The following is a 21,154-nucleotide window of genomic DNA, read 5'->3' as shown; positions in this document are numbered from 1 at the left end:
CGGACGGCTTCCGTCGGGGGCCGTGTCAGGAATCACACAAGAGCAGGCAGCTATCTCGATGACCACAGCACTTCCTCCTCTCGTGCCGAATCGCGCGGCCGCCGACCGGCGCCGAGTGGTCACCGAGACGGACACCTCGGGCCCCTTCCCCGTCGAGTACCGATTCCGGCCCGCCGACGGGGACGCCCGGCATCTGATCGTGGTGTTCTCCGGGCTCGGTGCGCCCAACGGTTATCACTTCGCCGGTAAATCTCTGATGGATCTGCGCGCCAATATCCTGTGGATCCGGGACGACTTCGACGGCCATTACAGCTACTACATGTGCCGGAACATGGATTTCGGCATCGAGGAATCTGTCGCCGGTCTCATCGAGCGCACGCTCGCCCGCCTCGGTCTCGGCCGGGACCGGGTAAGCCTCCTCGGCGTCTCGAAAGGCGGCAGTGCGGCTCTCTATTACGGCCTGCGGTACGGATACCGGAACATCGTCACCGTGGTGCCGCAGTTCCTGATCGGCAGCTATGTGCGCGACAGGCCGGTGACCGGTCAGTACATGCTGGGCGAATCGATGCCGCAGCAGAACGTGGACGTACTCGACGGCGCCGTGCCCGACATGCTCAAGGCGCGCGGCGGACAGGGGCACAACATATACCTGTTCACCTCCGAGGCCGACGAGCAGTACGAAACGGAGATCAATCCGCATCTTCAGCTGTTCTGGGCCTGCGAGAACTTCAACTTCATCCGCACGGATTCTCCGATGGTGCGCCAGCACGGTGAGGTGTCCGGGTACAACATGCCGCTCATCGCCGGCGTACTGTCGGCTCTCACCGAGGGGGCGGACCCCCGGCTGGGGTTCGTGGAGAACGGCAAGCAGCAGGTCAACGAGATGGAGCGGCAGTCCTACCTGTACGAGCTGCGGACGTCGGACGCGCTGACCGCCGTGGTGAAGAAGCAGGACATCCGCGGAGCGAACATCATTCTCTCCGGGGACGCGTTCATTCCCGGAGAATCTCCGTACTCGCATTCCATGACGACGAAGAGTCTGATCATGGAGAGCGGGAGCCGTCATTTCGAGTACCCCCTGGCCACGACGGACGCCAAGTACCTCTACAGCCAGTACTTCGACCGGTTCTCCTGCGACTACCCCCATGGGGGCTTCGAGCCGGAATCACCTTCCGGTATCTCCATGAAGGGCCTCCCGGTCGGCACGTACAACCTCTCCGTGCGGGTGACGAGTCCGGCCGAGGGAATAGACAGGCGAACTGCTCTGGTGGCTCGCCGCCCCTTCGACATCAGGCGCCCGGTCGGAGGGAACGAGGCGGTTCTGATCGGGGACGGAAAGAAGGTCCGGCTGATACGCCGCCCCATTGTCGGCCAGTTCTCACCGGAGACGGTTTTCTCGCTGGAATCGTCATGGCTGAAGGAACGGACGCTCCACGTGGAGGGTGCGCTCTTCGTCCATGGAATCGAAGCGGGCGACCGGGGGCACGGCCAGTACTATCTGGTGCTCCAGGGCCAGGGCACCACGCATTCGTTCCGGCTCGGAATGTCACGCAAGACAGCGGCGATTCGCAAGCACGTACGGCGCGGCGATTTCGGGAACTACGACTTCGCCTATTTCGCCACCTCGGGGTACAACGGGGTCGACCTGCAAAAGGCCGCACCGGGCGTGTACGAGGTCTATATCTCGCTGAGCACTGGCGGCTCCCTGTTCTCGGCCGGCGCCGGAAGCATCACGCTGGACTGAGGGAACGGGCGGGGGAATTGAGAGCGGAGAACCTCTCACGCCCCGCCCGCGTTCTCATGCCCGCTCACGCTCCTGCTCTCCCGGCCGCCCCATCACGAGCGGTACCGACATCCGGCCCGGGTCGCCGCCCGCCGTGGCGTCCATCGTGTCGATGACGTCGAAGGCCCGCCGGCAGTTGTTGGTGTCCCGCAGGACGAAGAACTCCTCGGCGCGGCGCCGGTATTCGGGCTCGACCTCGAAGCCGCGGGCGATGGAGGCGACGATCTCGTCCACCGCGCGATCCACGGTTCCGCAGGCGGGGCCGAAGCCGTCGCGGGCCAGGTCGAAGTAGCCCCGCTTGTAGTGCTTGCTGTAGAACGCCTCGTCGTCGAAGTTCGTGTAGACGATCGGCTTGCCCATGTACGCGACGTCGAAGAACACCGATGAGTAGTCGGTGACGAGCATGGAGCACTCGCGCATGGCCAGCTGCACGTCCCGGCCCGTCGAGGAGACGGTGATGGACGGGTGGTCGATCCGGAAGTGCTTCAGGTACGGGCGGATCTCGTAGTGCGGCATGAACTCCAGCTCCACGCCGTAGTACTGGAGCGCCTTGAGGAGCCTCTCGTCCCGCAGCAGCGCGGAGAAGAAGCGGTAGTACTCGGAGGCGGCGAAGGGGATCTCGGGCTTGGCCGCCTTGTTGTACGACGGGGCCACGATGTCGCGCCGCCAGGTGGGCATGACCAGGACCTTGCGCGGGCCGTCGAGCGGCTTGAGCGCGTCGTAGCGCGGCAGACCGGTGGCAGCGACGCGGTCGTATCCGTACCCGCAGTGCTCGGCGTAATAGGCGCGTTCGCTGCGGCCCGTGGTGAGGACCATGTCGACGTTGGTGACCTGGGCGTGGATGGACTGGACGACGTCGTTGTACACGACGCCGTGCTGGAGGAAGACGCGCTTGTAGCGCAGCAGGTCACCGTAGCCCCGCAGGAAGGCCCGCTTGGACAGGCCGGGGAAGCCGAGGTACGCCTCCAGGTCGTAGGCGTTGACCAGCCTGGTCGCGTGCAGCAGGTAGGCGCGGTACTTCCAGGAGAGCCGGTCGACCACCTGGCCCAGGTGGTCGATCTTCGCGCGGTCCTGGGCGTCGCCGTTGATCGCGTAGAAGACCTTGCGCTTCGGCTCGTTCTCCCTGATCCACTTGAACAGGTGGTACGAGTTGTCCTGGGCCGTGTCCTCGCGCTCGCCGATGATCCAGATGTCCTTGCGGTGCAGCCTCGGATACGTCAGCCAGTACAGGAGCCGGGTGCGCCAGCCGGACCGGCCGGGCAGCGAGTTGCGTATCTCCTCGCGCAGCCGGCGCAGCCCGTGGCGCGCCTTGCGGAGCGGGCCGCTGATCCGGCGCAGGGTCACGGACTCGTTGTCGGCGATGCTCAGCCGGACCCGGGCCCGGCCCGAGCGGTGCACGCCCTTGAAGCGGTGCAGCATCTGGCGGGCCTCGACGGCGATGTCGTGGCTGCGTTCGGCGTCGTGGACGCGGACCCGGAGGGTGAGGTCGCGGTTGGAGAGCGCGGCGAGGTCGCCCGGACGGGCGGTGGCACGCCAGCCCGCGTACCAGTCCTGCTCCTTGCGTGCGCGCCACCGGTCGCGGCGGTAGACCTGTTCGATCTGGAGGCCGGTCTCCCGGCGGCCGTCGCTGAGGACCAGTTCGAGACGGTTGCCGAAGAGCTGGGAGATGTCGACGCCGGAGAGGACCAGCAGACCTTCGAAGTGCAGGTGGTCGCCCTCGGCCACGAAGGTCTCCAGGACGGCCTTCTGCCGGTCCACCCGCAGGAGCGCGGTCTCCGTGCGGTCCGCTTCGAGGCGGCGGTGCAGCCCTGTGTCGTCGACGAGCAGCTGCGGCAGGTAGGCAGGCTTGGTGTACGGGTCGCAGAACAGCTCGTAGTTGCCGGTCCGTACGGCGTGGTGCTGGAGACGTGACATCGGCACACCGGCGTACTGGAGGATCAGGTCGTCGGGTATCGACCGGTAGATGTCGATCAGGACGGGGAAGATTCCGGCGATCTCCGCCCGGCTCATGATCCGGTGGATGTTGCGCAGGTGCGGCTGCATGGAGCGGACCACGAAGCGCATGGCCAGCCGGGCCTCGCGGGCGTTCAGCCGCTCCGTCATCCGGATGATGTGGCGGCAGAGGCGGATGAGTTCCTGGGTCTTGACCGGGTCGTTCCAGGCCAGGTCGAACAGCGAGTCCCGCCGTTCCGGGTCGCGCGCGAACGAGGTGGCGGTGGGTGCGATCGTCACCGTACGGGCGTGCAGGAGGGCGGGGACCGTGAGCCAGGCGTCCTCGAAGCCGGGGCCGTGTCCTGTGCGCAGGCCGTGCCGGCGCAGCAGGGAGGTGCGGAACAGCTTGGTGCCCAGCTCCGCCGAGAAGATCAGGTAGGGCGCTTTGTCCAGCCGTTCGACTCGGGGGGCGTTCGCTCCGAAGTAGCGCTTCCAGGGCACGTCGGCGCTGCTGCGCGGCCCGGGGAAGTTGTCCTGGTCGCCGACCACCACGTCGGCCTCGCACCGGCGGGCGGCGGCCACGAGCCGGCCCACGCAGTTCTCGCCGAGGATGTCCTCGGCGCGGGCGAACATCACGTAGGGGGCGTGCACATAGCGCAGGCCGTTGTCGTAGCTGGAGCGTGCGCCGAGCCTGATCTGCGGGACGACCTCGACGTTGCCGTGGTACGCGGCGAACTCGGCCAGCTGGGCGGAGGTGGCGTCGGTGGAGCCGTCGTCGACGAGGATCACCTGGGTCGCGGCGAACTCGCGCTGGGCGAGCAGGGAGCTCAGGAACTCGTAGAGGTTGTACTCGTCGTTATGGCAGTGCACCACGATCGCGGCCTCGTACGTCTCCGGCGGCGCTGCCACGGGTGCCGGGGCGGGAACGTTCTGCCACCACAGCCACGGGGTGCCGCGCGGATGGTCGACGGTCTGCTGCTCGGCCGTCTCCGGGCGTAGGGCGAGGTTGCCGCTGACGGTCTCGTAGATCTCGTACGTGTCCTGGGGGCCCTGGTAGCGCTCGCGACCGATGTCGAGGCCGGTGACCGCGACGGTGGTGGTGGCCCGTTCCCCGCCGTGCCGTATCTGCACGAACAGGTTCCAGTTGCCGGCCCGGTCCGCCGCGCCCAGGGTGGAGGCCAGGTCCACCATGGTGTGGTATCGGATGAACTCCTCGTCGACGTCCACACCGGTCACTTCGAAGGTGTGGTCGGTCTTGGTGCTGCGGCGGCGGAGCACAGCGGTGAGTTCCGGCTTGTCCTTCGGTCCGATCCTGCCGAACTGGTTGCGGATGTAGCCGGTGACGTGGAGCGTGCTGTCCCGGATCTCCACGAGGGTGGCCTGGTTGAACAGCCGCGCGTCGGAGAGGCTGTTGCCGGTCAGGTCGAGGTCGGTGACGTCCAGGAAGCGTTCGGCGTCCGGCCGGCCGAGCAGCGAGGCGGACCAGTAGACCTTGTCGTCACGGCGCACGAGGTCGGAGCTGAGCACACTGCGGCGCTGGGTGTAGTCGGAGACGGTGAGCGCGAGGTCCACCCGGCCGTGCATCAGGCTGAAGGCCCGTACGCGCTCCAGCGGGCCGCACAGGTCGTAGACCTCGGGCGGCAGGGTCTCCAGGTACGGCGCGACGAAGCCGACGAATCCGGCCCGGAACCGCGCGTCGCCCGCGCGCAGTTCCGGGGTGTACAGCCGCAGGTCGTGCGAGAGGAACTTGGCGGCCTTGTGGGCGAGCAGTTCCTGCTCGCCCTGCTGGATGAGGAAGGCGTCCGCGTACTGGTGCACCAGGACCCGGTCACGGATGCTGCGCAGTTCTCCGCGCCGGTTGGTGATGGAGGGGGTGTCGGTCTCGCGCTCCCAGATCCACCGGTAGACGGGGGCGGCGAGCAGGGTGACGGAGCGCGCGGAGTACCAGGCGACGGTCGAGAAGTAGGTGTCCTCGAAGAAGACCTCTTCGGGGAAGCGGATGCCGTGGTCGAGCAGGAAGTCCAGCCGGTACAGCTTGGCCGCCGCGATCGGGTCCTGGAGGAGTTCGGGCATGGCGCGCAGGCCGCCGTCGACGGTGCGGTCGGTGCCGTAGAGCTGGGCCTGCCAGACGGTGATCTCGTCCTTGGCGAGGTTCACCCGCAGCGCGCGCCCGGCGGTGATGTCCGCGCCGGTGGCGAGGGCGGACTCCAGCAGGGTCTCGCACGCCTTGAGCGGCAGTTCGTCGTCGGCGTCGAGGAACATCACGTACTGGCCGGTGGCGGCCGTGATGCCGTTGTTGCGGGGCGCGCCCACGCCGCCGCTGTTCTGCGGGCGTTCGACGATCCGGACGCGGCGGTCGCCGGCCGCGAACTCGCGGGCCACCTGGAGGGTTCCGTCGGCCGACGCGTCGTCCACGACGATCACCTCTACGGCGCGGTGCGTCTGGGCCAGCGCGGACTGGAGGGCCCGGCCGAGTGTGGCGCTCGCGTTGTAGGCGGGCACCACGACCGTCACGGTGTACAGCGACGGGTCAGCGGGCACCGTCATCGTACGGACCCTTCGCTCTCGGCCCAGTAGGGCACCGCACGGAGCTGCTGCGTCTCGATGTCCGCCGGGTGCGGGGTGTAGGGCCGGGGGTACGGCTGAAAGCCGAGGTCGTCGTCCTGCTCGGGGAGCGGGAACTTCTCGGTCAGGACCTGCCCTTGGTCACCGTCGGCGTCGCCGCCGCGGCGGTGGCGGTGGCGTCCCCGGTGGAGGTTCTCGGCGATGACGCCGGCCTTCGAGGGCTCGGTGGCGAGCTTCTCCATGAGCCGCGTGAAGTCACGGGTGGACAGCCAGAACTTGTACATGATCACGAGCTCGAAGAGGCCGAGCGCGGCGGCGGATATCGCGGTCGTCCACAGGATCTGGCCGATCAGCGGTGCCACGATGAAGATGAACATCTGGAACTCGATGCCGCTGATCAGGTGCGGCCTGATGCGGCTGCGCAGCAGCGCCTGACGGAACCGCGTGTACCAGGGGAAGCGGTTGCGGAACTGGGCGTGCAGGTCGACCACGTCACCGGCCTGCTGCTTGAGGACCTCGGCCTCGACGCCGGGGTTCTCCCGGAGCAGGTCCTCGATGAAGACCACCTTGGGCTGGTCGGCCGCTGCCTCGGTCGCGTCGCGGCGGGCCTGCTCCTCCTCCAGCGCCTTGCGTTCCAGGGTGACCTTCTCGATCTTCATGCGCATGGACATGCGCATCTTGTAGATCTGCAGGGCGTCGACGTACCGGAGCATGTCGAGGAAGACGACGGCCAGGGCGGCGAGGAGGTAGAGCTCGTTGTGGGTGCGCAGGTACTGGCCGCCCATGAGGGCGAGCGCACAGAAGAGGACCCGGATGCGGTCGAAGACGTAGTCGAGCCAGCCTCCGAAGACGGTACCGTTGCCCTTGAGGCGGGCGAGTTTGCCGTCGATGCAGTCGAGGATGAAGCTCAGGTGGTAGAGCGCGGCCCCGATGACGAGGGAAGCGGTGTCACCCTTGAGGAAGAAGTACGCGGAGCCGAGGCCGACGAAGAGCGCGGACCAGGTGACCCGGTTCGGAGTGATGAATCTGAACTTCGCCATCCCGATCAACATGCGCGTGGCGACGGGATCGACCAGCAGGACAGTCCACCAGGCATCGCGCTTCTTGCATGTCAGCTTCTGAACGGCACGCAGCGACAGCTTCCCCATAACCCCTCAGACAAACACGACTCACGCGGTCAACGCGGCCCCATCGGCCTGCAAGAAGTCGCAATCAAGGGGCATTCACATCATGGACACAGGAACTTCACCTGCGATCCACATAAGACAGGAGCAGACCTTATCAAGATCAAGGTCAAACACGAAACCGTCAAAGGCGGTCACGCACGCTCGCGCGACACCGCCGGGCCACCGGTCAGGCAGCGGAGAGCACGGTCCATGGCGTGAAGGCGAGGCCGCTCTCCCCCGGCTCCTGCCGCGTGACCCTCGGCCGCCCGTCGTCGCCCAGCACCGCGACGACCGCCCGGCCCAGGCCGTCCACCGCCACGGCCGGCGGCACCATCGAGGTCTCCCCCGCGTCGAACCACCACACACCGCTCTCCGGACGCCCGTCCGCGTGCGCCCCCACGAGGCACGCCCCGGCCTCCCCCGACCGCACCAGCACCGTGCAGCCCCAGCCCTGGACGCCGATGCCGCCGGCCGCGGTCACCGGCCCCGTCCCGTCCGGGCCGCCCAGGCTCACCGCCCCGGCCCCCGGCACCTGCGCACAGACCTCGTTGCTTCCCGAGAACCGGTAGCGCACGGACCCCGCCTCCGGAGCCGCCGACAGGGTGCCGGGGGCCGGGCTGACCGAGCCCGTGGCATCCAGCGCCCACTCGCCGCCCGGCGTCTCGCGGTGCCACCGGATGGCGGACGCCGCGTCCCTGCTCCTGGCCCAGACCTCGGGGGTCCCCGCGCCACCGGTCAGCGCGGCCAGCTCGTCGGCGACCAGGGCGCCGCGCAGGTGCTGCCAACCGCTCCACCGCCCGTCCGCACCCTGCCGACGGGTACTGATGCCATGGCCGACGTTGCGCACGAAGACCTGGAGGTTCCCCTCGGCGTCGAAGGTCGCGACGGGGAAGCCGGCCTCCCGGCTCTTGGCCGGGTCATCGCCGTGCGGGTTGCCCGCGGAGTGCCAGGGGCCCAGGGGGCGCCCGCTCTGGTACTGGGTCGCGTGGACCACGTCGACGTACTTCTCGCCGTCCGGCCGCTTCCTGCGGCGCAGTCCGAAGAGATGCACGTAGCCCTGGGCGTCCTGGACGACTTCGAGGCCGGGCAGCAGGTCGGGCCCTTCGAGCAGCTCCGGTCCGCTCCACTCGTCCCCGCCCGCGCGCGTCTCGGTCCAGCGCAGCACCCCGGCCGCCGACGGCAGGTAGGCCGAGAGCCGGCCGTCCACGCCCCTGACGAGCCAGCGGAGCGGCAGCGGATGGCGGCCACAGGCCCGGGCGCCCAGCGACGCCGGCGCCCCGGCGCGATGACACCGCACGAACACCGGCGATCCGCACTCCCGCTGGTAGGTGCGCGCGGCGGCGATCGTGGCGCGCGCCACGCTGCCGCGCAGCGGCGGCTCGGTGACGACCGGGCGGTTGGCCTCCAGGTCGATCGAGGAATGCTCCGGGTCCGGGTCGAGGGTGGTCACCAGCAGCGGCCGCAGTTCACGCAGGGCGGCGAGCACCGGAGCGGCGATCTTTCCCTGTTCGGCGTCGATGACCCAGGGCTCCTCCGCCACCCGGACGCCGCGGGCCGCGGCATCGGCCACGGCACGGCCGAACGCCGCCCGTTCGTCCGGTGTTCCGGGCTGGGCGCAGACGATGTCGACCCACGGGCCGCCCGCCTGCAGCGCCAGGGGCTCCAGGGCGTCCCCCGGCGTCGCGACCACGATCACCACGCCGCCGGCGCCGCCCGCCCGAGCCGTACGCACGCGCTCCCGCGCCGGCCTGCCGCGCTCCGGCCGGCGCTCACCTCTGCGTGCCATGCGCCCGCCCCCTCGTCCGTGGAACCGGGGCTGTGGACATCCCGGCTTCCAAGAAGATATGCACTCTCGCTTCGGTCGGGAAATCCACCTATAGCGAAGTCATGTCCGATCGATTCCGACAGACATGATCGATTTCGCTCTCGACCGGCCCTCACCGCCCTGACCGGACTGCCCGCTCTGTCACAGTTGCGCCACAGCCTTCATACGTACACCTGATCGACTGTCTATAGTGCTCATCCCGGGAAAACGCGGACCGGCTCCACCCCCCACCCGAGTCCCACCCCACCACCTGCGCCCTGACCAGGCCATGAGCTGTGAGGACTCACTCAGGATGAGCGAAGACGCCACCACCCCCGGCCGAGGGAGCTCCCCGGAGGCCCCCCGCCGCCGCGGGCGCAAGCGTGCTCGAACGCGGGGCCAGCGAATACGGCGGGTGATCCTGGTGTCGGCCCTGGTGCTCGTCGTCGCCGCGGGCGGTACCGCCTGGTGGCTCTGGAGCCGCCTCGACGGCAACATCAAGGGCGTCGACATCAACAAGGCGCTCGGTGAGGACCGGCCCGAGAAGCTGCCCACCAGCGGGCAGAACCTGCTGGTCCTGGGATCCGACTCGCGGGCCGGTTCGGAGAACAAGGAGCTGGGCGGCGGTGCGGGGGTCAGCGGGGCCCGGTCCGACACGGCGCTCGTCGTGCACATTCCGGAGGGCCGCCAGAAGGCCGTCGCCGTGTCCATACCGCGCGACACCCTGGTGACCCGGCCCGAGTGCGCCAAGGCCGACGGTGCGACGGTGCCGGCCAAGGACCGTGTGATGTTCAACTCCGTGTACTCGCAGGTCGGTCCGGCGTGTGTGGTCAAGACCGTCGAGAAGATGTCCGGGGTGCGCATCGACCACTACCTGGAGATCAACTTCGCCGGGTTCAAGGGGCTCGTCGACGCCATCGGCGGAGTGAACATCGACGTCAAGGAGCCCATCCACGACAAGAAGACCGGGCTGGACGTGGACGCCGGGCCGCACAAGTTCGACGGCACCGAGTCCCTGAAGTTCGTCCGTACCCGTTACAGCCTCAGCGACGGCACCGACCTGAGCCGCATCGGGCTCCAGCAGCAGTTCCTCATGGCGCTGCTCAAGGAGGTCAAGAGCCAGGACCTGCTGGGCAGTCCGACGAGCGCCTACAAGATCGCCAACTCGGCCACCGGCGCCCTCACCACGGACGACGAGCTGGCCTCCCTCACGTCCCTCGCGAAGTTCGCCCGGTCGATGAACGGGGTCGACCCGGAGTCGATGGAGACGATCATGCTCCCCGTCGAGTACGACAAGATCGACCGCAACCGGGTCGTGGCCGTGGAGTCGCGGGCGTCGGCCCTGTGGAAGGCGATCCGCGAGGACGCCCCCATCCCCGAGTCGGCCAAGAAGTCCCCGGCGCTGGGCCAGGGCTGACACGGACCGGCGGGGCCGCGGGATCGGAAGCGGTCGCGCGGCCCCGCCCCGTTCACACCCGCCGGGCCGGCCCCAGCGCGAGCCCCGGCTCGTCGTTCTGCCGGGCCACGTAGAGCCCGCCGTGCTCGCCGATCACCGCGAGCACCACGCGTCCCTGACCGTCGAGCGCCAACGCCGGGGGCGCCGAGGTGCGTTCGCCCGTCGCCGCCCACCACAGGCCGCCCGCCTCGTTCTCCGTACCGCAGGCGGCGAGCAGCACGCGGCCGTCACGGGTGCGGTGGGCGAGCACCGTGCAGTCGTAGGCGTCCAGTTCGGCGCGGAGGACGGCGACCGGGCCCTCGGCCGGGGTGTCCCCGATCGTGATGGCCGGGGCGTCCGGGCGGTGGGCGACGAGGGTGCCGGTGGTGGCGTCGGTCCAGTAGTAGGTGTTGCGGTCCGGCGCGGTCTCCAGCACGCTCACCGCGCCGCCGGCGATCCTGACGTTCAGGTTGGCGCCCTTCTCGAACGCGCCGCCCGGCTCGCTCTGGGTCCACCGCATGGCCTTGTTGGTGCCGGGGACGAGCAGCTCGATCCGCCCGGACTCGGCGACCGCGACGGCCATCGTCTCCTTGCCCAGGGTGCCCCGGAGGTCCTTCCACCCCTCCCACTTGCCGTTCTTGCCCTCGCGGCGCAGCATCATGCCGCCGTTGGCGTTGCGGACGAAGACGTGGACCGTGCCGGCCGGGGCGACACCGGCGGCCGGCGGGCCGATGCGGGCGGCCCTCTCGTCCCCGTCCTTGTACGGATTGCCCAGGGTCCGCCATGCGGTGACCGGGCGGCCCGTCTGGTACTGGATGGCGTGCACGAGGTCGACCTCCGGCAGGCCGTCCTCCCCGTCCACGCTCCGGCGCCCGATGAAGTGCACGTAACCGTCCGCGCCCTGGGCGAGGCCGAGGTGCGTCAGGTCCGGTACGGGGAAGAACTCCGGGCCCTGCCAGCCGGGTCCGCCGGGGCGTTCCTCGGTCCAGCGCAGGAGCCCGTCCTCGTCGCGCGCGTAGGCGGTGAGCCTGCCGTCCTTGCCACGCACGAGCCAGCGTCCGTCGACCGGGGTCTCGGCCGTCCCCCGGGCGCTGTCGGCGTCTCGCGGGGCGTCGTCGCCCTTGCCCGAGGCGCTCCCCTGGGCACGTCTCGACCTGACTCGCATGTCGTGGCGTCTTCCTTCCGTGATCGTCCGCTCCCGATCTGCGGCTTTGTGTCACGACCGGCACCCGGAAGTCGGGGAGCACCCATCATAGAATCACCGTTCGAACCCTTGGAATCACCGCGTCCGGCCCGCGTCCGGCCCGCGTCCGGCCCGCGTCCGCGACGCTTCGGGACCGCGTACGCGGCCGGACATGGCACCCTGGGCCCATGCCGAGCCCGCTGCCCCTGGTGATCGTCGACGCCGCCAATGTGGTCGGGTCCGTCCCGGACGGCTGGTGGCGGGACCGCCGGGGCGCGGCCGAGCGGCTGCGCGACTCGCTGGTGCCCTACGCCTCCGACGGGCTGCCCGGCCTGCCCGGCCCCGTCGACCTGGTCCTGGTGGTCGAGGGGCGGGCCCGGGACGTCGCTCCGGTGGCCGGGGTGCGGGTGGAGGCGGCGACGGGCAGCGGTGACGACCGGATCGCGGAGCTGGCGGCGGGCGCCGCGGCGGAGTCCTCGCCGCGGCCCTGCGTCGTGGTCACCGCCGACCGCGAGCTGCGGCGCCGGGTCGAGGCGCACGGGGCTCGGTGCACGGGCCCGCGCACGGTGCGACCGGGGGCGTGACGGCCGTCGGCGGAGGTGAGGCGAGCCACGCCCCGCGGTCGTGTCCGGGCCCGGCGGTCACACCCGCTTGCGGTGCATCCGGCTGTGCGAGCGGCCGTACGCGAAGTAGATGATCACTCCGATCACCATCCAGACCCCGAACCGCACCCATGTCTCGGCCGGCAGGTTGAGCATCAGCCAGACCGAGGCGGCCACCGACAGGATCGGGATCAGCGGCACCCACGGCGTGCGGAACGCGCGGTGCAGGTCCGGGCGGGTGCGGCGCAGCACGATGACGCCGAGGGCGACGACCACGAAGGCGAAGAGCGTGCCGATGTTCACCAGCGTCGCGAGCTCGTTGATGCTGGTCACCCCGGCGACGACGGCGATGACGACGCCGAGCAGGATGGTCGGGCGGTAGGGGGTGCGGAAGCGCGGGTGCGTCTTGGAGAAGAACCTCGGGAGCAGCCCGTCGCGGCTCATCGCGAAGAACACCCGGGTCTGGCCGAGCAGCAGGATCATGCAGACGGTGGTGAGGCCGACGGCGGCGCCGAAGCTGATGACGCCCGCGTAGAAGGGGTGCCCGACGGCCTTGAAGGCATCGGCGAGGGGGGCGCTGACGGACAGCTCGGTGTATTTCTGCATGCCGGTGACGACGATCGACACGGCGACGTAGAGCACGGTGCAGATGAACAGGGAGGCCAGGATGCCGCGCGGCATGTCGCGCTGCGGCAGCTTGGTCTCCTCGGCCGCGGTGGCGACGACGTCGAAGCCGATGAAGGCGAAGAAGACGATGGAGGCGGCGGTGAAGATGCCCATGACGCCGAAGTTCGTCGGGGCGTACCCGAAGATCAGCTGGACCAGCGGGGCGTCGAGCCCCGACCCGGAGGGCTGGGGCTCGGCCTCGGGGATGAACGGCGAGTAGTTCGCCGTGTCGATGAAGAACAGGCCGGCGATGATGACGATCAGCACGACGGTGACCTTCACGGCGACCACCACGGTGGTGACGCGGGCGGAGAGCTTCATGCCCAGCACCAGGATCACGGTGAGGATCAGCACCAGGACGAAGGCGAGGATGTCGAAGCCGAACCCGTCCGCCACATCCGGTCCGGCCAGCACGTCCGGCAGGTGCCAGCCGGCGTTGTCCAGCAGCGAACGGACGTAGCCCGACCAGCCGACCGCGACCACCGCCGTGCCCAGCGCGAACTCCAGCACCAGGTCCCAGCCGATGATCCAGGCGACCAGCTCGCCGAGCGAGGCGTACGAGAAGGTGTACGCGGACCCGGCCACCGGCACGGTGGAGGCGAACTCCGCGTAGCACAGGGCGGCCAGGGCGCAGACGACGCCGGCGACCACGAAGGCGATGGCGGTGGCCGGTCCCGCCGTCTCCTTGGCGACCTTCCCGGTGAGGACGAAGATGCCGGTGCCGATGACGACGCCGACCCCGAAGACCGTGAGGTCGAGGGCGGACAGGGACTTCTTGAGGGCGTGCTCCGGCTCCTCGGTGTCGCGGATGGACTGCTCGACCGTCTTGGTCCTGAACAGCCCGTTCCCGCTGGGGGGCAGGTCCTGCTGCGTGCTCACCGGCGTACCTCCACGCACTCGTCGTGCACGCCATGATTCGGAACCGGCCGGACCGCCTGTCCGCGGCACGCCTGCCGCGGCGGGATTTCACGCGAACGGGCCGGTCGGACCACTCGTTACGGGTGGGCCGACCGGCCCGTTCGGCCGAGGCGGGGGGGCGGGCGCGGGTCAGTCCCGGACGCGCTCCACCACGGTGCGGTCCTCCGCGCCCGTCCCGTAGCGCCCGTCGAGCTTGGCGACCAGGCCGGTGACCTGGCGGGCGATGTCGGGGGCGGTCAGCCCGATCTCGGTCATGACCTCCTTGCGGGAGGCGTGGTCGAGGAAGACCGGCGGGATGCCGAAGTCGCGCAGCGGTACGTCGACGTCCGCGTCGCGCAGCGCCTGGGAGATCGCGGAGCCGACGCCGCCGGCCCTGCTGTTGTCCTCGACGGTGACGACGACGCGGTGCCGCGCGGCGAGCGGGGCCATGGCCTCGTCGACGGGCTTGACCCAGCGGGGGTCGACGACGGTCGTCGAGATGCCCTGGGCGTCGAGCAGGTCGGCGATCTCCAGGCACATCGGGGCGAGCGCGCCGATGGAGACGAGCAGGACGTCGGGCCGGGCGGCGGCGGGCTCGCGCAGCACGTCCATGCCGCCCACCGTGGAGACGGCCTTGACCGAGGGGCCGACGGCGCCCTTGGAGAAGCGGACGACCGTGGGGGCGTCGTCGACCTCGACGGCCTCGCGCAGCTGGGCGCGGACCTGGTCGGCGTCGCGCGGGGCGGCGATCCGCAGGCCGGGTACGACCTGGAGGATCGACATGTCCCACATGCCGTTGTGCGAGGCGCCGTCGGTGCCGGTGATCCCGGCGCGGTCCAGGACGAAGGTGACCCCGCACCTGTGCAGGGCGACGTCCATCAGGACCTGGTCGAAGGCGCGGTTGAGGAACGTGGCGTACACCGCGAAGACCGGGTGCAGGCCGCCGGTGGCGAGGCCGGCCGCGGAGACCGCGCCGTGCTGCTCGGCGATGCCGACGTCGTAGATCCGGTCCGGGAACTCCTTCTCGAACCCGGCCAGGCCGACCGGCTGGAGCATGGCCGCGGTGATCGCGACGATGTCCTCGCGCTCGTGGCCGAGCCTGACCATCTCCTCGCCGAACACCGAGGTCCAGTCGAGACCGGAGGTGGCGACGGGCAGGCCCGTGTCGGGGTGGATCTTGCCGACGGCGTGGAAGCGGTCGGCCTCGTCGAGCAGGGCGGGGGTGTAGCCGCGGCCCTTCTCGGTGAGGCAGTGCACGATCACGGGGCCGCCGAAGCGCTTGGCCCGCTGGAGCGCGGACTCCAGGGCCTCGATGTCGTGGCCGTCGATGGGGCCGACGTACTTCAGGCCGAGGTCCTCGAACATGCCCTGCGGGGCGATGAAGTCCTTCAGGCCCTTCTTGGCGCCGTGCAGCGTCTCGTACAGCGGCTTGCCGACGACGGGGGTGCGCTCCAGGAGGTCCTTGCCGCGGGCCAGGAAGCGTTCGTAGCCGTCGGTGGTGCGCAGGGTGGCCAGGTGGTTGGCGAGGCCGCCGATGGTGGGGGCGTAGGAGCGCTCGTTGTCGTTGACGACGATGACGAGGGGGCGGTCCTTGGCCGCGGCGATGTTGTTCAGCGCCTCCCAGGCCATGCCGCCGGTGAGGGCTCCGTCACCGATGACGGCGACGACGTGGTCGTCCTTGCCGCGGACCTCGTTGGCCTTGGCGAGGCCGTCGGCCCAGCCCAGGACGGTGGAGGCGTGCGAGTTCTCGATGACGTCGTGCTCGGACTCGGCGCGCGAGGGGTAGCCGGACAGGCCGCCCTTGCTCTTCAGCCTGCTGAAGTCCTGGCGGCCGGTGAGGAGCTTGTGCACGTAGCTCTGGTGGCCGGTGTCGAAGAGGACCTTGTCCTTCGGCGAGTCGAAGACCCGGTGCAGGGCGATGGTCAGCTCGACCACTCCGAGGTTGGGGCCGAGGTGTCCGCCGGTCTTGGAGACCGCGTCGACGAGGAAGGTCCGGATCTCATCGGCCAGCTGGTCCAGCTGCTCCGGGGTGAGCCGGTCCAGATCGCGCGGTCCCGTGATGCGGGTCAGCAGCGCCACCCGTGCCTCCTTGCGTTCCAAGCCCGAGCGTCGAATGGAGGGCTGCGGCGCCCTCCATTCGCCCGTCTGGCTAATCTGATCGAACTTCTGCCGGATCTCGACGAGTCTAATGTTCCGGCCGCGAACGTGTTCATCGGGCGGTGCGTGGTGCGTCACTCGGGGGGCGCACGCGGGAGCGCCCGGCACCGGGGTACGGTGCCGGGCGCTCCTGCGGATCCGCGGTCAGGCGCGTCCTGCGGTCTTCTGGGTCTTGCGCGAGACCGAGTCGATGATCACGGCGATGAGGAGGACCGCACCGGTGATCATGTACTGGATCGCGTTCGACGACAGGTTCATCTGGTTGAGGCCCTGGACGATCGACTGGATGACCAGGATGCCCAGCAGCGCGGACCAGACCTTGCCGCGTCCGCCGAACAGGGACGTACCGCCGATGACGGCCGCGGCGATGCACATCATGAGCTGGTTGCCGCCACCGAGCGAACGGTCGGCGCCGCCGGTCGCGGAGGCCAGGAAGAGACCGCCGACCGCACCGAGCGTGCCGGAGATCATGAACACCGAGATGCGGATCCAGGACACGTTGATACCGGCGCGACGCGCGGCCTCGACGCCGCCGCCGACCGCGAAGACCTGGCGGCCGTAGGTGGTGCGGCGCAGCACGAAGTCGGTGAGGACCAGGATCGCGAGGAAGATCACCAGGGAGAGCGGGAGGCCCTGCTGCTGGTTGAACGCGTACGCCGCGAGGAGGCTCAGGACGGCGAGCAGCGCGGTGCGCAGGATGATCTCGCTCTGCGGGCGGTGCGGCAGCTCCGCGGCCTTGCGGCGCCGCGCGTCGCGCAGCTGAGCGAGGTAGAAGGCGGCGATCACGACCACGGCGAGGCCGTAGGCGGCGGCGATGTCCTCGAAGTAGTAGCTGGTCAGGTCGCGGACGAAGCTGCCGAGCGGGGTGGTGATGGTGGACTTCTCGCCCATCACCCACGTCTGCATGCCGGCCCAGCCCAGGAAGCCCGCCAGGGTCACGACGAACGCGGGCACGCCGATCTTGGCGAAGACGATGCCGTGGAAGGCGCCGATGACCGTGCCGGACAGGATGCCGAGCACGATGGCGAGGGAGTCGGGCATGTCCGTGCCGAGCACGGCCCACACCGCCCCCGCGAGACCGGCGACGGAGCCGACCGCGAGGTCGATCTCGCCGAGCAGCAGCACGAAGACGATGCCGACGGCCATGATGCCGGGGCCCGCCGCGTACAGCGTGATCTGGTCGAGGTTGTACGAGGTGAGGAAGTTGCCGGTCTCGAGCTGGAAGACGATCCCGATGATGATCAGGCCCACCACGACGGGCAGCGAGCCGATCTCGCCCGAGCGCACCTTGCGCTTGAACTCGGTCCAGTAGCCCTTGAAGCCCTGCTCGCGGACGAGCAGGCGGGGGTCGACGGCCCGGACCGCGCCGGCCGCCGCCGGCGGAGCGTCGGTGGCCTCCGCCTGGGCCGGGACCTTGGCCGAAGTCTCGTTGATGTTGCTCACTTGGAGGCCTCCGCGGTGCGGGACTTGCGGCGGGTCACGGCGTTGTCCGTGGCACCCGTGATCGCGGCGATGATTTCTTCGTGGCTGGTCGTCGCCACGGGGAAGGTGCCGTTGTTGTGGCCGAGGCGCAGCACGGCGACCTTGTCGGCGACGGCCTTCACATCGGCCATGTTGTGGCTGATGAGGATGACGCCGAGGTTCTGCTCGCGCAGCCGCTCCACCAGGTCGAGGACCTGTGCGGTCTGCTCGACGCCGAGGGCCGCGGTGGGCTCGTCCAGGATCACGATCTTGGGGTTGCCGACCAGGGCGCGGGCGATGGCCACCACCTGGCGCTGACCGCCGGAGAGCGCGGCGACCGGGATGCGGACGCTGGGGATGCGGATGGAGAGGGTGGACAGGAGGTCCTGGGCCCGCTTCTCCATGGCGACCTCGTCGAGGACGCCGCCCCTCTTGATCTCGCGACCGAGGAAGAGGTTGGCGACGACGTCCAGGTTGTCGCAGAGCGCGAGGTCCTGGTAGACGGTGGCGACGCCGAGGTTCTGGGCGTCGTGCGGACGGCTGATGTCCACCTTCGCGCCCTCCCACTCGATGACGCCCTCATCGATGGGGTGCACGCCGGCGATCGTCTTGACCAGCGTGGACTTTCCTGCACCGTTGTCGCCGACCAGGGCGACCACTTCTCCGGCGTGGACTTCGAGATCGACACCGGAGAGGACCTGGACCGCTCCGAATCGCTTGAAGACTCCACGCAACGCCAGCACGGGCGTCTTTGACACGTGAACCATCTCCTTCGCCGCCTGACCGGCGGGGATGTGCCGCCTGACCGGCGGAGACGCCACGCCACGAGGGCGGCGTCGACGTACGGGAAGTACTGAGGGGGGAGAGTGTCCGGCACCCGGCCGGCGGCGGGGTGGGAGCCGGCCGGGGCCGGACAGTCATGGGGCGGGCGGACTCCGCCGTGCGGCGCGGATCAGACCCGTGCGCGCCAGGGCCCGTTGGCCCTGGCGCGAGGAGGGACTACTTGATGCCCAGAGCGGTGCACTTGGCGGCGATGTCCGCCACGCAGACGTCGGCGACCTTGTAGATGCCGTCCTTGATCACGGTGGACTGGATGTTGTCCTTGTTCACCACGGTCGGCTCGAGCAGCGTGGACGGAACGCCGTCCGTCTCGCCCTGGGCGCCGAGGTCCTTGCCCTGGAGCAGGTTGACGGCGAACTGGGCGGCCGCCGGGGCGAGCTGCTTCGGCGACTTGTAGATAGTGAAGGTCTGCGTACCGGCGATGATCCGCTGGATGCCGGGGAGTTCGGCGTCCTGGCCGCCCACCGGGATGTCCTTGATGCCGGCGTTGCTCAGCGACGTGATGATGCCGCCCGCCATGCCGTCGTTGGCGGAGTAGACGGCGTCGATCTTGCCCTTGCCGACCGAGGAGATGGCGGCGGTCATCTTCTCGCCGGCGATCTTCGGGTCCCACTCGCCGGACGCCTCGTAGGCGATCTTGATCTTGCCGTCGAGGGACGCGTGGGCGCCCTTCTTGAACAGACCGGCGTTCGGGTCCTTCTCGTCACCGTTGATCATGACGAGGTTGGCGCCGGCCGCCTTGGAGCCGAGGGCGTCGAGGACGGCCTGGCCCTGGAGCCTGCCGATCTTCTCGTTGTCGTGGCTGACGTAGGCGTCGGCACCGGCGATGGCGCGGTCGTACGCGACGACCTTGACGCCCTTCTTGTGGGCGGTGGCCACCCACGCGGCGGACTTCTCGGCGTCGACCGAGGAGATCGCGATGACCTTGATGCCGTCGGCGATCTGCTGCTCGAACTGCTGCTTCTGCTGGCCGACGTCACCGGCCGCGTTGTTGTAGACGACCTCGCAGTCCGCGCAGTTCTTCTTGACCGCCTCGATGAACAGCGGCTTGTCCAGCGTCTCGTAGCGGGCGGTCTTGTTCTCCGGGAGCAGCAGACCGATCTTGGTCTTGCTGCCCGAGTCCGCCGAGTCCTTCTTGTCGTCGCCGGCCTTGCCGCACGCGGCGAGGGAGAGGGCCATCGAGACGGCGGCCGTGCCTATGACGATGCGTCGCGTCATTGCGTTCATTGGGGGTTGCCTCCCTGACGAGGCCGCAACGTCGCGGCCGAGGTGGCTGGAAGTCAACTCGGCCGCAGGGGCGGCGTCAAGGAGTAAATCCTTAACGAGATGACAACGGTGCCATTCGTTATCTAAGTGAAGGCAGGAGTGGCCGCAGGCAGGGTGCTCTCCAAAAGGGTTGAATCCCCCATCTCGCTCAGGACGAGGGCCAGTGCGCCCAGTACCTCCGCACGGCCCCCCAGGGCCCCTGGGAGCACCGAGAGCTGCCGCGCGGCACTGGGGATGGAGTAGCGGGAAACGGAGTCCCTGATGGGCCCGAGAACCAGCTCTCCGGCCTCCGCCAGCGAGCCGCCGAGCACCACGCGACTCGGGTTGAGCAGATTACAGAGGTTGGCGACTCCGCTGCCGATGTGCCGCCCGACGTCGCCGATCACCCGCCGGCACCCCGGATCGCCCTCGCGGGCCAGCTGGACCACCCGTTCCATGGTGAGATCGGGGCCGTGGCTGGACTGGAGCAGGGGCAGGACGTAGCGCGCGGCCGTGAAGGTCTCCAGGCAGCCGCGGTTGCCGCAGCGGCAGACCGGGCCCGACTCGTCGAGGGTGATGTGGCCGATCTCGCCGGCCGTGCCGCCGGGGCCCCGGTAGATGTGACCGTCGATCACCAGACCGGCGCCGACACCGCTGGCGACCTTGATGTACGCGAGGTCCCTGACCCCCCGGCCGCTCCCCCACACCAGCTCGCCGAGCGCGCCGAGGTTGGCGTCGTTGTCGACGTAGACCGGCACTCCGAGACGTGTGGCGAGCTCCTCGCTGGGGTTGATGCCCGTCCAGCCCGGCAGGATCGACGTGGAGCCCAGCGTGCCGGACTCGACGTCGATCGGGCCGGGTACACCGAGCCCCACCCCGATGACCTTGCCGGGGCTGATCCCGGTGGTGTCGATCAGGCGGTTGACCAGCTGTTCCGCCCGGCCGAAGCCCTGGGCGGACGAGGCGTCGACGTCCAGCGGCTCGGACTCCTCGGCGAGGACCTGGTGGGCCAGGTTGCCGACCGCCACGCGCAGGTGGGTGTGGCCGAAGTCGACGCCGATCACGATGCCCGCGTCCCCGCTGAGCGAGACGCTGCGGGCCCGGCGGCCGCCCGCCGAGGTGGGGGTCACCTCGACCGTGCCGCTGTCCTTCAGTTCGCGAACGATATTGGAGACGGTGGCCGCGGACAGGCCCGTGCTCCTGGCGATCTCCGCCTGGGTGAGCGAACCCGCCATGCGTACGGCGCGCACAACCCGCTCAAGGTTGGCGCGGTGCAGAGACGTCTGCGACCCCGGAGTCTCCATCCGACTCACTCCTGCCATATTCTCCAACATGTGAACTCTAAGCTGACCGTTTTGGGGTACTCCCCGTCAAGACCTTGAGCGGTCGAAGCCACCGATGAGCACCGGCCCCACCCC

At 69.6% G+C, this 21,154-nt stretch carries 13 protein-coding genes; 3 read left to right on the top strand and 10 right to left on the bottom strand.

Translation table 11 applies throughout. The annotated features are described in order from the left end of the window. The first annotated feature begins 82 nt into the window (after nt 1–82). Nucleotides 83–1,744: a hypothetical protein gene (locus ABZ564_RS23155; RefSeq protein WP_360859605.1), complete on the top strand. Its 1,662-nt coding sequence runs from the start codon at nt 83–85 to the stop codon at nt 1,742–1,744. 54 nt (nt 1,745–1,798) lie between these two features. Here the strand turns inward: ABZ564_RS23155 and ABZ564_RS23150 are convergent, their stop codons facing one another. From ABZ564_RS23150 to ABZ564_RS23140, 3 genes are all read right to left on the bottom strand, one after another. Beyond that, on the bottom strand, nt 1,799–6,262 hold the full coding sequence (locus tag ABZ564_RS23150) for a glycosyltransferase (protein ID WP_360859602.1): 4,464 nt from the start codon (nt 6,260–6,262) through the stop codon (nt 1,799–1,801). Beyond that, nucleotides 6,259–7,320 carry a CDP-alcohol phosphatidyltransferase family protein gene (locus ABZ564_RS23145; RefSeq protein WP_360859599.1) on the bottom strand — a complete coding sequence of 354 codons (1,062 nt, stop codon included), beginning with the start codon at nt 7,318–7,320 and terminating at the stop codon, nt 6,259–6,261. The genes ABZ564_RS23150 and ABZ564_RS23145 overlap by 4 nt, the downstream gene beginning before the upstream one ends. A 313-nt stretch (nt 7,321–7,633) precedes the next feature. Continuing rightward, nucleotides 7,634–9,232 (bottom strand): hypothetical protein, encoded by a 1,599-nt coding sequence (locus ABZ564_RS23140; protein ID WP_360859596.1) that lies wholly within the window; start codon nt 9,230–9,232, stop codon nt 7,634–7,636. 331 nt (nt 9,233–9,563) lie between these two features. Here ABZ564_RS23140 and ABZ564_RS23135 point away from each other — a divergent pair, with 331 nt between their 5' ends. Then, nucleotides 9,564–10,667: an LCP family protein gene (locus tag ABZ564_RS23135; protein WP_360859593.1), complete on the top strand. Its 1,104-nt coding sequence runs from the start codon at nt 9,564–9,566 to the stop codon at nt 10,665–10,667. Between the two features lie 52 nt (nt 10,668–10,719). Here ABZ564_RS23135 and ABZ564_RS23130 read toward each other — a convergent pair whose 3' ends face one another. Further along, complete coding sequence (locus ABZ564_RS23130; RefSeq protein ID WP_360859590.1) at nt 10,720–11,850, bottom strand: hypothetical protein; 1,131 nt, start codon at nt 11,848–11,850, stop codon at nt 10,720–10,722. Nucleotides 11,851–12,056: 206 nt separating this feature from the next. Between ABZ564_RS23130 and ABZ564_RS23125 the strand changes: the two genes are divergently transcribed. Further along, complete coding sequence (locus ABZ564_RS23125; RefSeq protein WP_360859587.1) at nt 12,057–12,452, top strand: NTP pyrophosphohydrolase; 396 nt, start codon at nt 12,057–12,059, stop codon at nt 12,450–12,452. 57 nt (nt 12,453–12,509) lie between these two features. On the opposite strand, the gene ABZ564_RS23120 is transcribed toward ABZ564_RS23125, so the two are convergent. From ABZ564_RS23120 to ABZ564_RS23095, 6 genes are all read right to left on the bottom strand, one after another. Next, the gene (locus tag ABZ564_RS23120; RefSeq protein WP_360859585.1) at nt 12,510–14,015 is read right to left on the bottom strand and encodes an amino acid permease; all 1,506 of its coding nucleotides are present in this window, start codon (nt 14,013–14,015) and stop codon (nt 12,510–12,512) included. A gap of 168 nt (nt 14,016–14,183) precedes the next feature. Continuing rightward, a complete protein-coding gene (gene dxs / locus ABZ564_RS23115; protein WP_360859582.1) occupies nt 14,184–16,112 on the bottom strand; it encodes a 1-deoxy-D-xylulose-5-phosphate synthase in 1,929 nt (642 codons plus the stop codon). Between the two features lie 222 nt (nt 16,113–16,334). After that, a complete protein-coding gene (locus tag ABZ564_RS23110; RefSeq protein WP_360859579.1) occupies nt 16,335–17,633 on the bottom strand; it encodes a sugar ABC transporter permease in 1,299 nt (432 codons plus the stop codon). Further along, nucleotides 17,630–18,418 carry an ATP-binding cassette domain-containing protein gene (locus ABZ564_RS23105; RefSeq protein ID WP_360859576.1) on the bottom strand — a complete coding sequence of 263 codons (789 nt, stop codon included), beginning with the start codon at nt 18,416–18,418 and terminating at the stop codon, nt 17,630–17,632. Before ABZ564_RS23105 ends, ABZ564_RS23110 begins: the two co-directional genes overlap by 4 nt. 232 nt (nt 18,419–18,650) lie before the next feature. Continuing rightward, entirely contained in the window at nt 18,651–19,709 is a 1,059-nt protein-coding gene (locus tag ABZ564_RS23100; protein ID WP_360859573.1) for a substrate-binding domain-containing protein, read from the bottom strand. A 131-nt stretch (nt 19,710–19,840) separates the two neighbouring features. Then, nucleotides 19,841–21,040, bottom strand: coding sequence for an ROK family transcriptional regulator (locus ABZ564_RS23095; protein WP_360859570.1), 1,200 nt, complete (start codon nt 21,038–21,040; stop codon nt 19,841–19,843). Between the last annotated feature and the right edge of the window lie 114 nt (nt 21,041–21,154).

This window comes from Streptomyces sp. NPDC019224 (genome assembly GCF_040632605.1).
Classification (GTDB): Bacteria; Actinomycetota; Actinomycetes; order Streptomycetales; family Streptomycetaceae; genus Streptomyces.
Note: the sequence above shows the minus strand (reverse complement) of the source record. Positions and strands in the feature narration are given on the sequence as shown.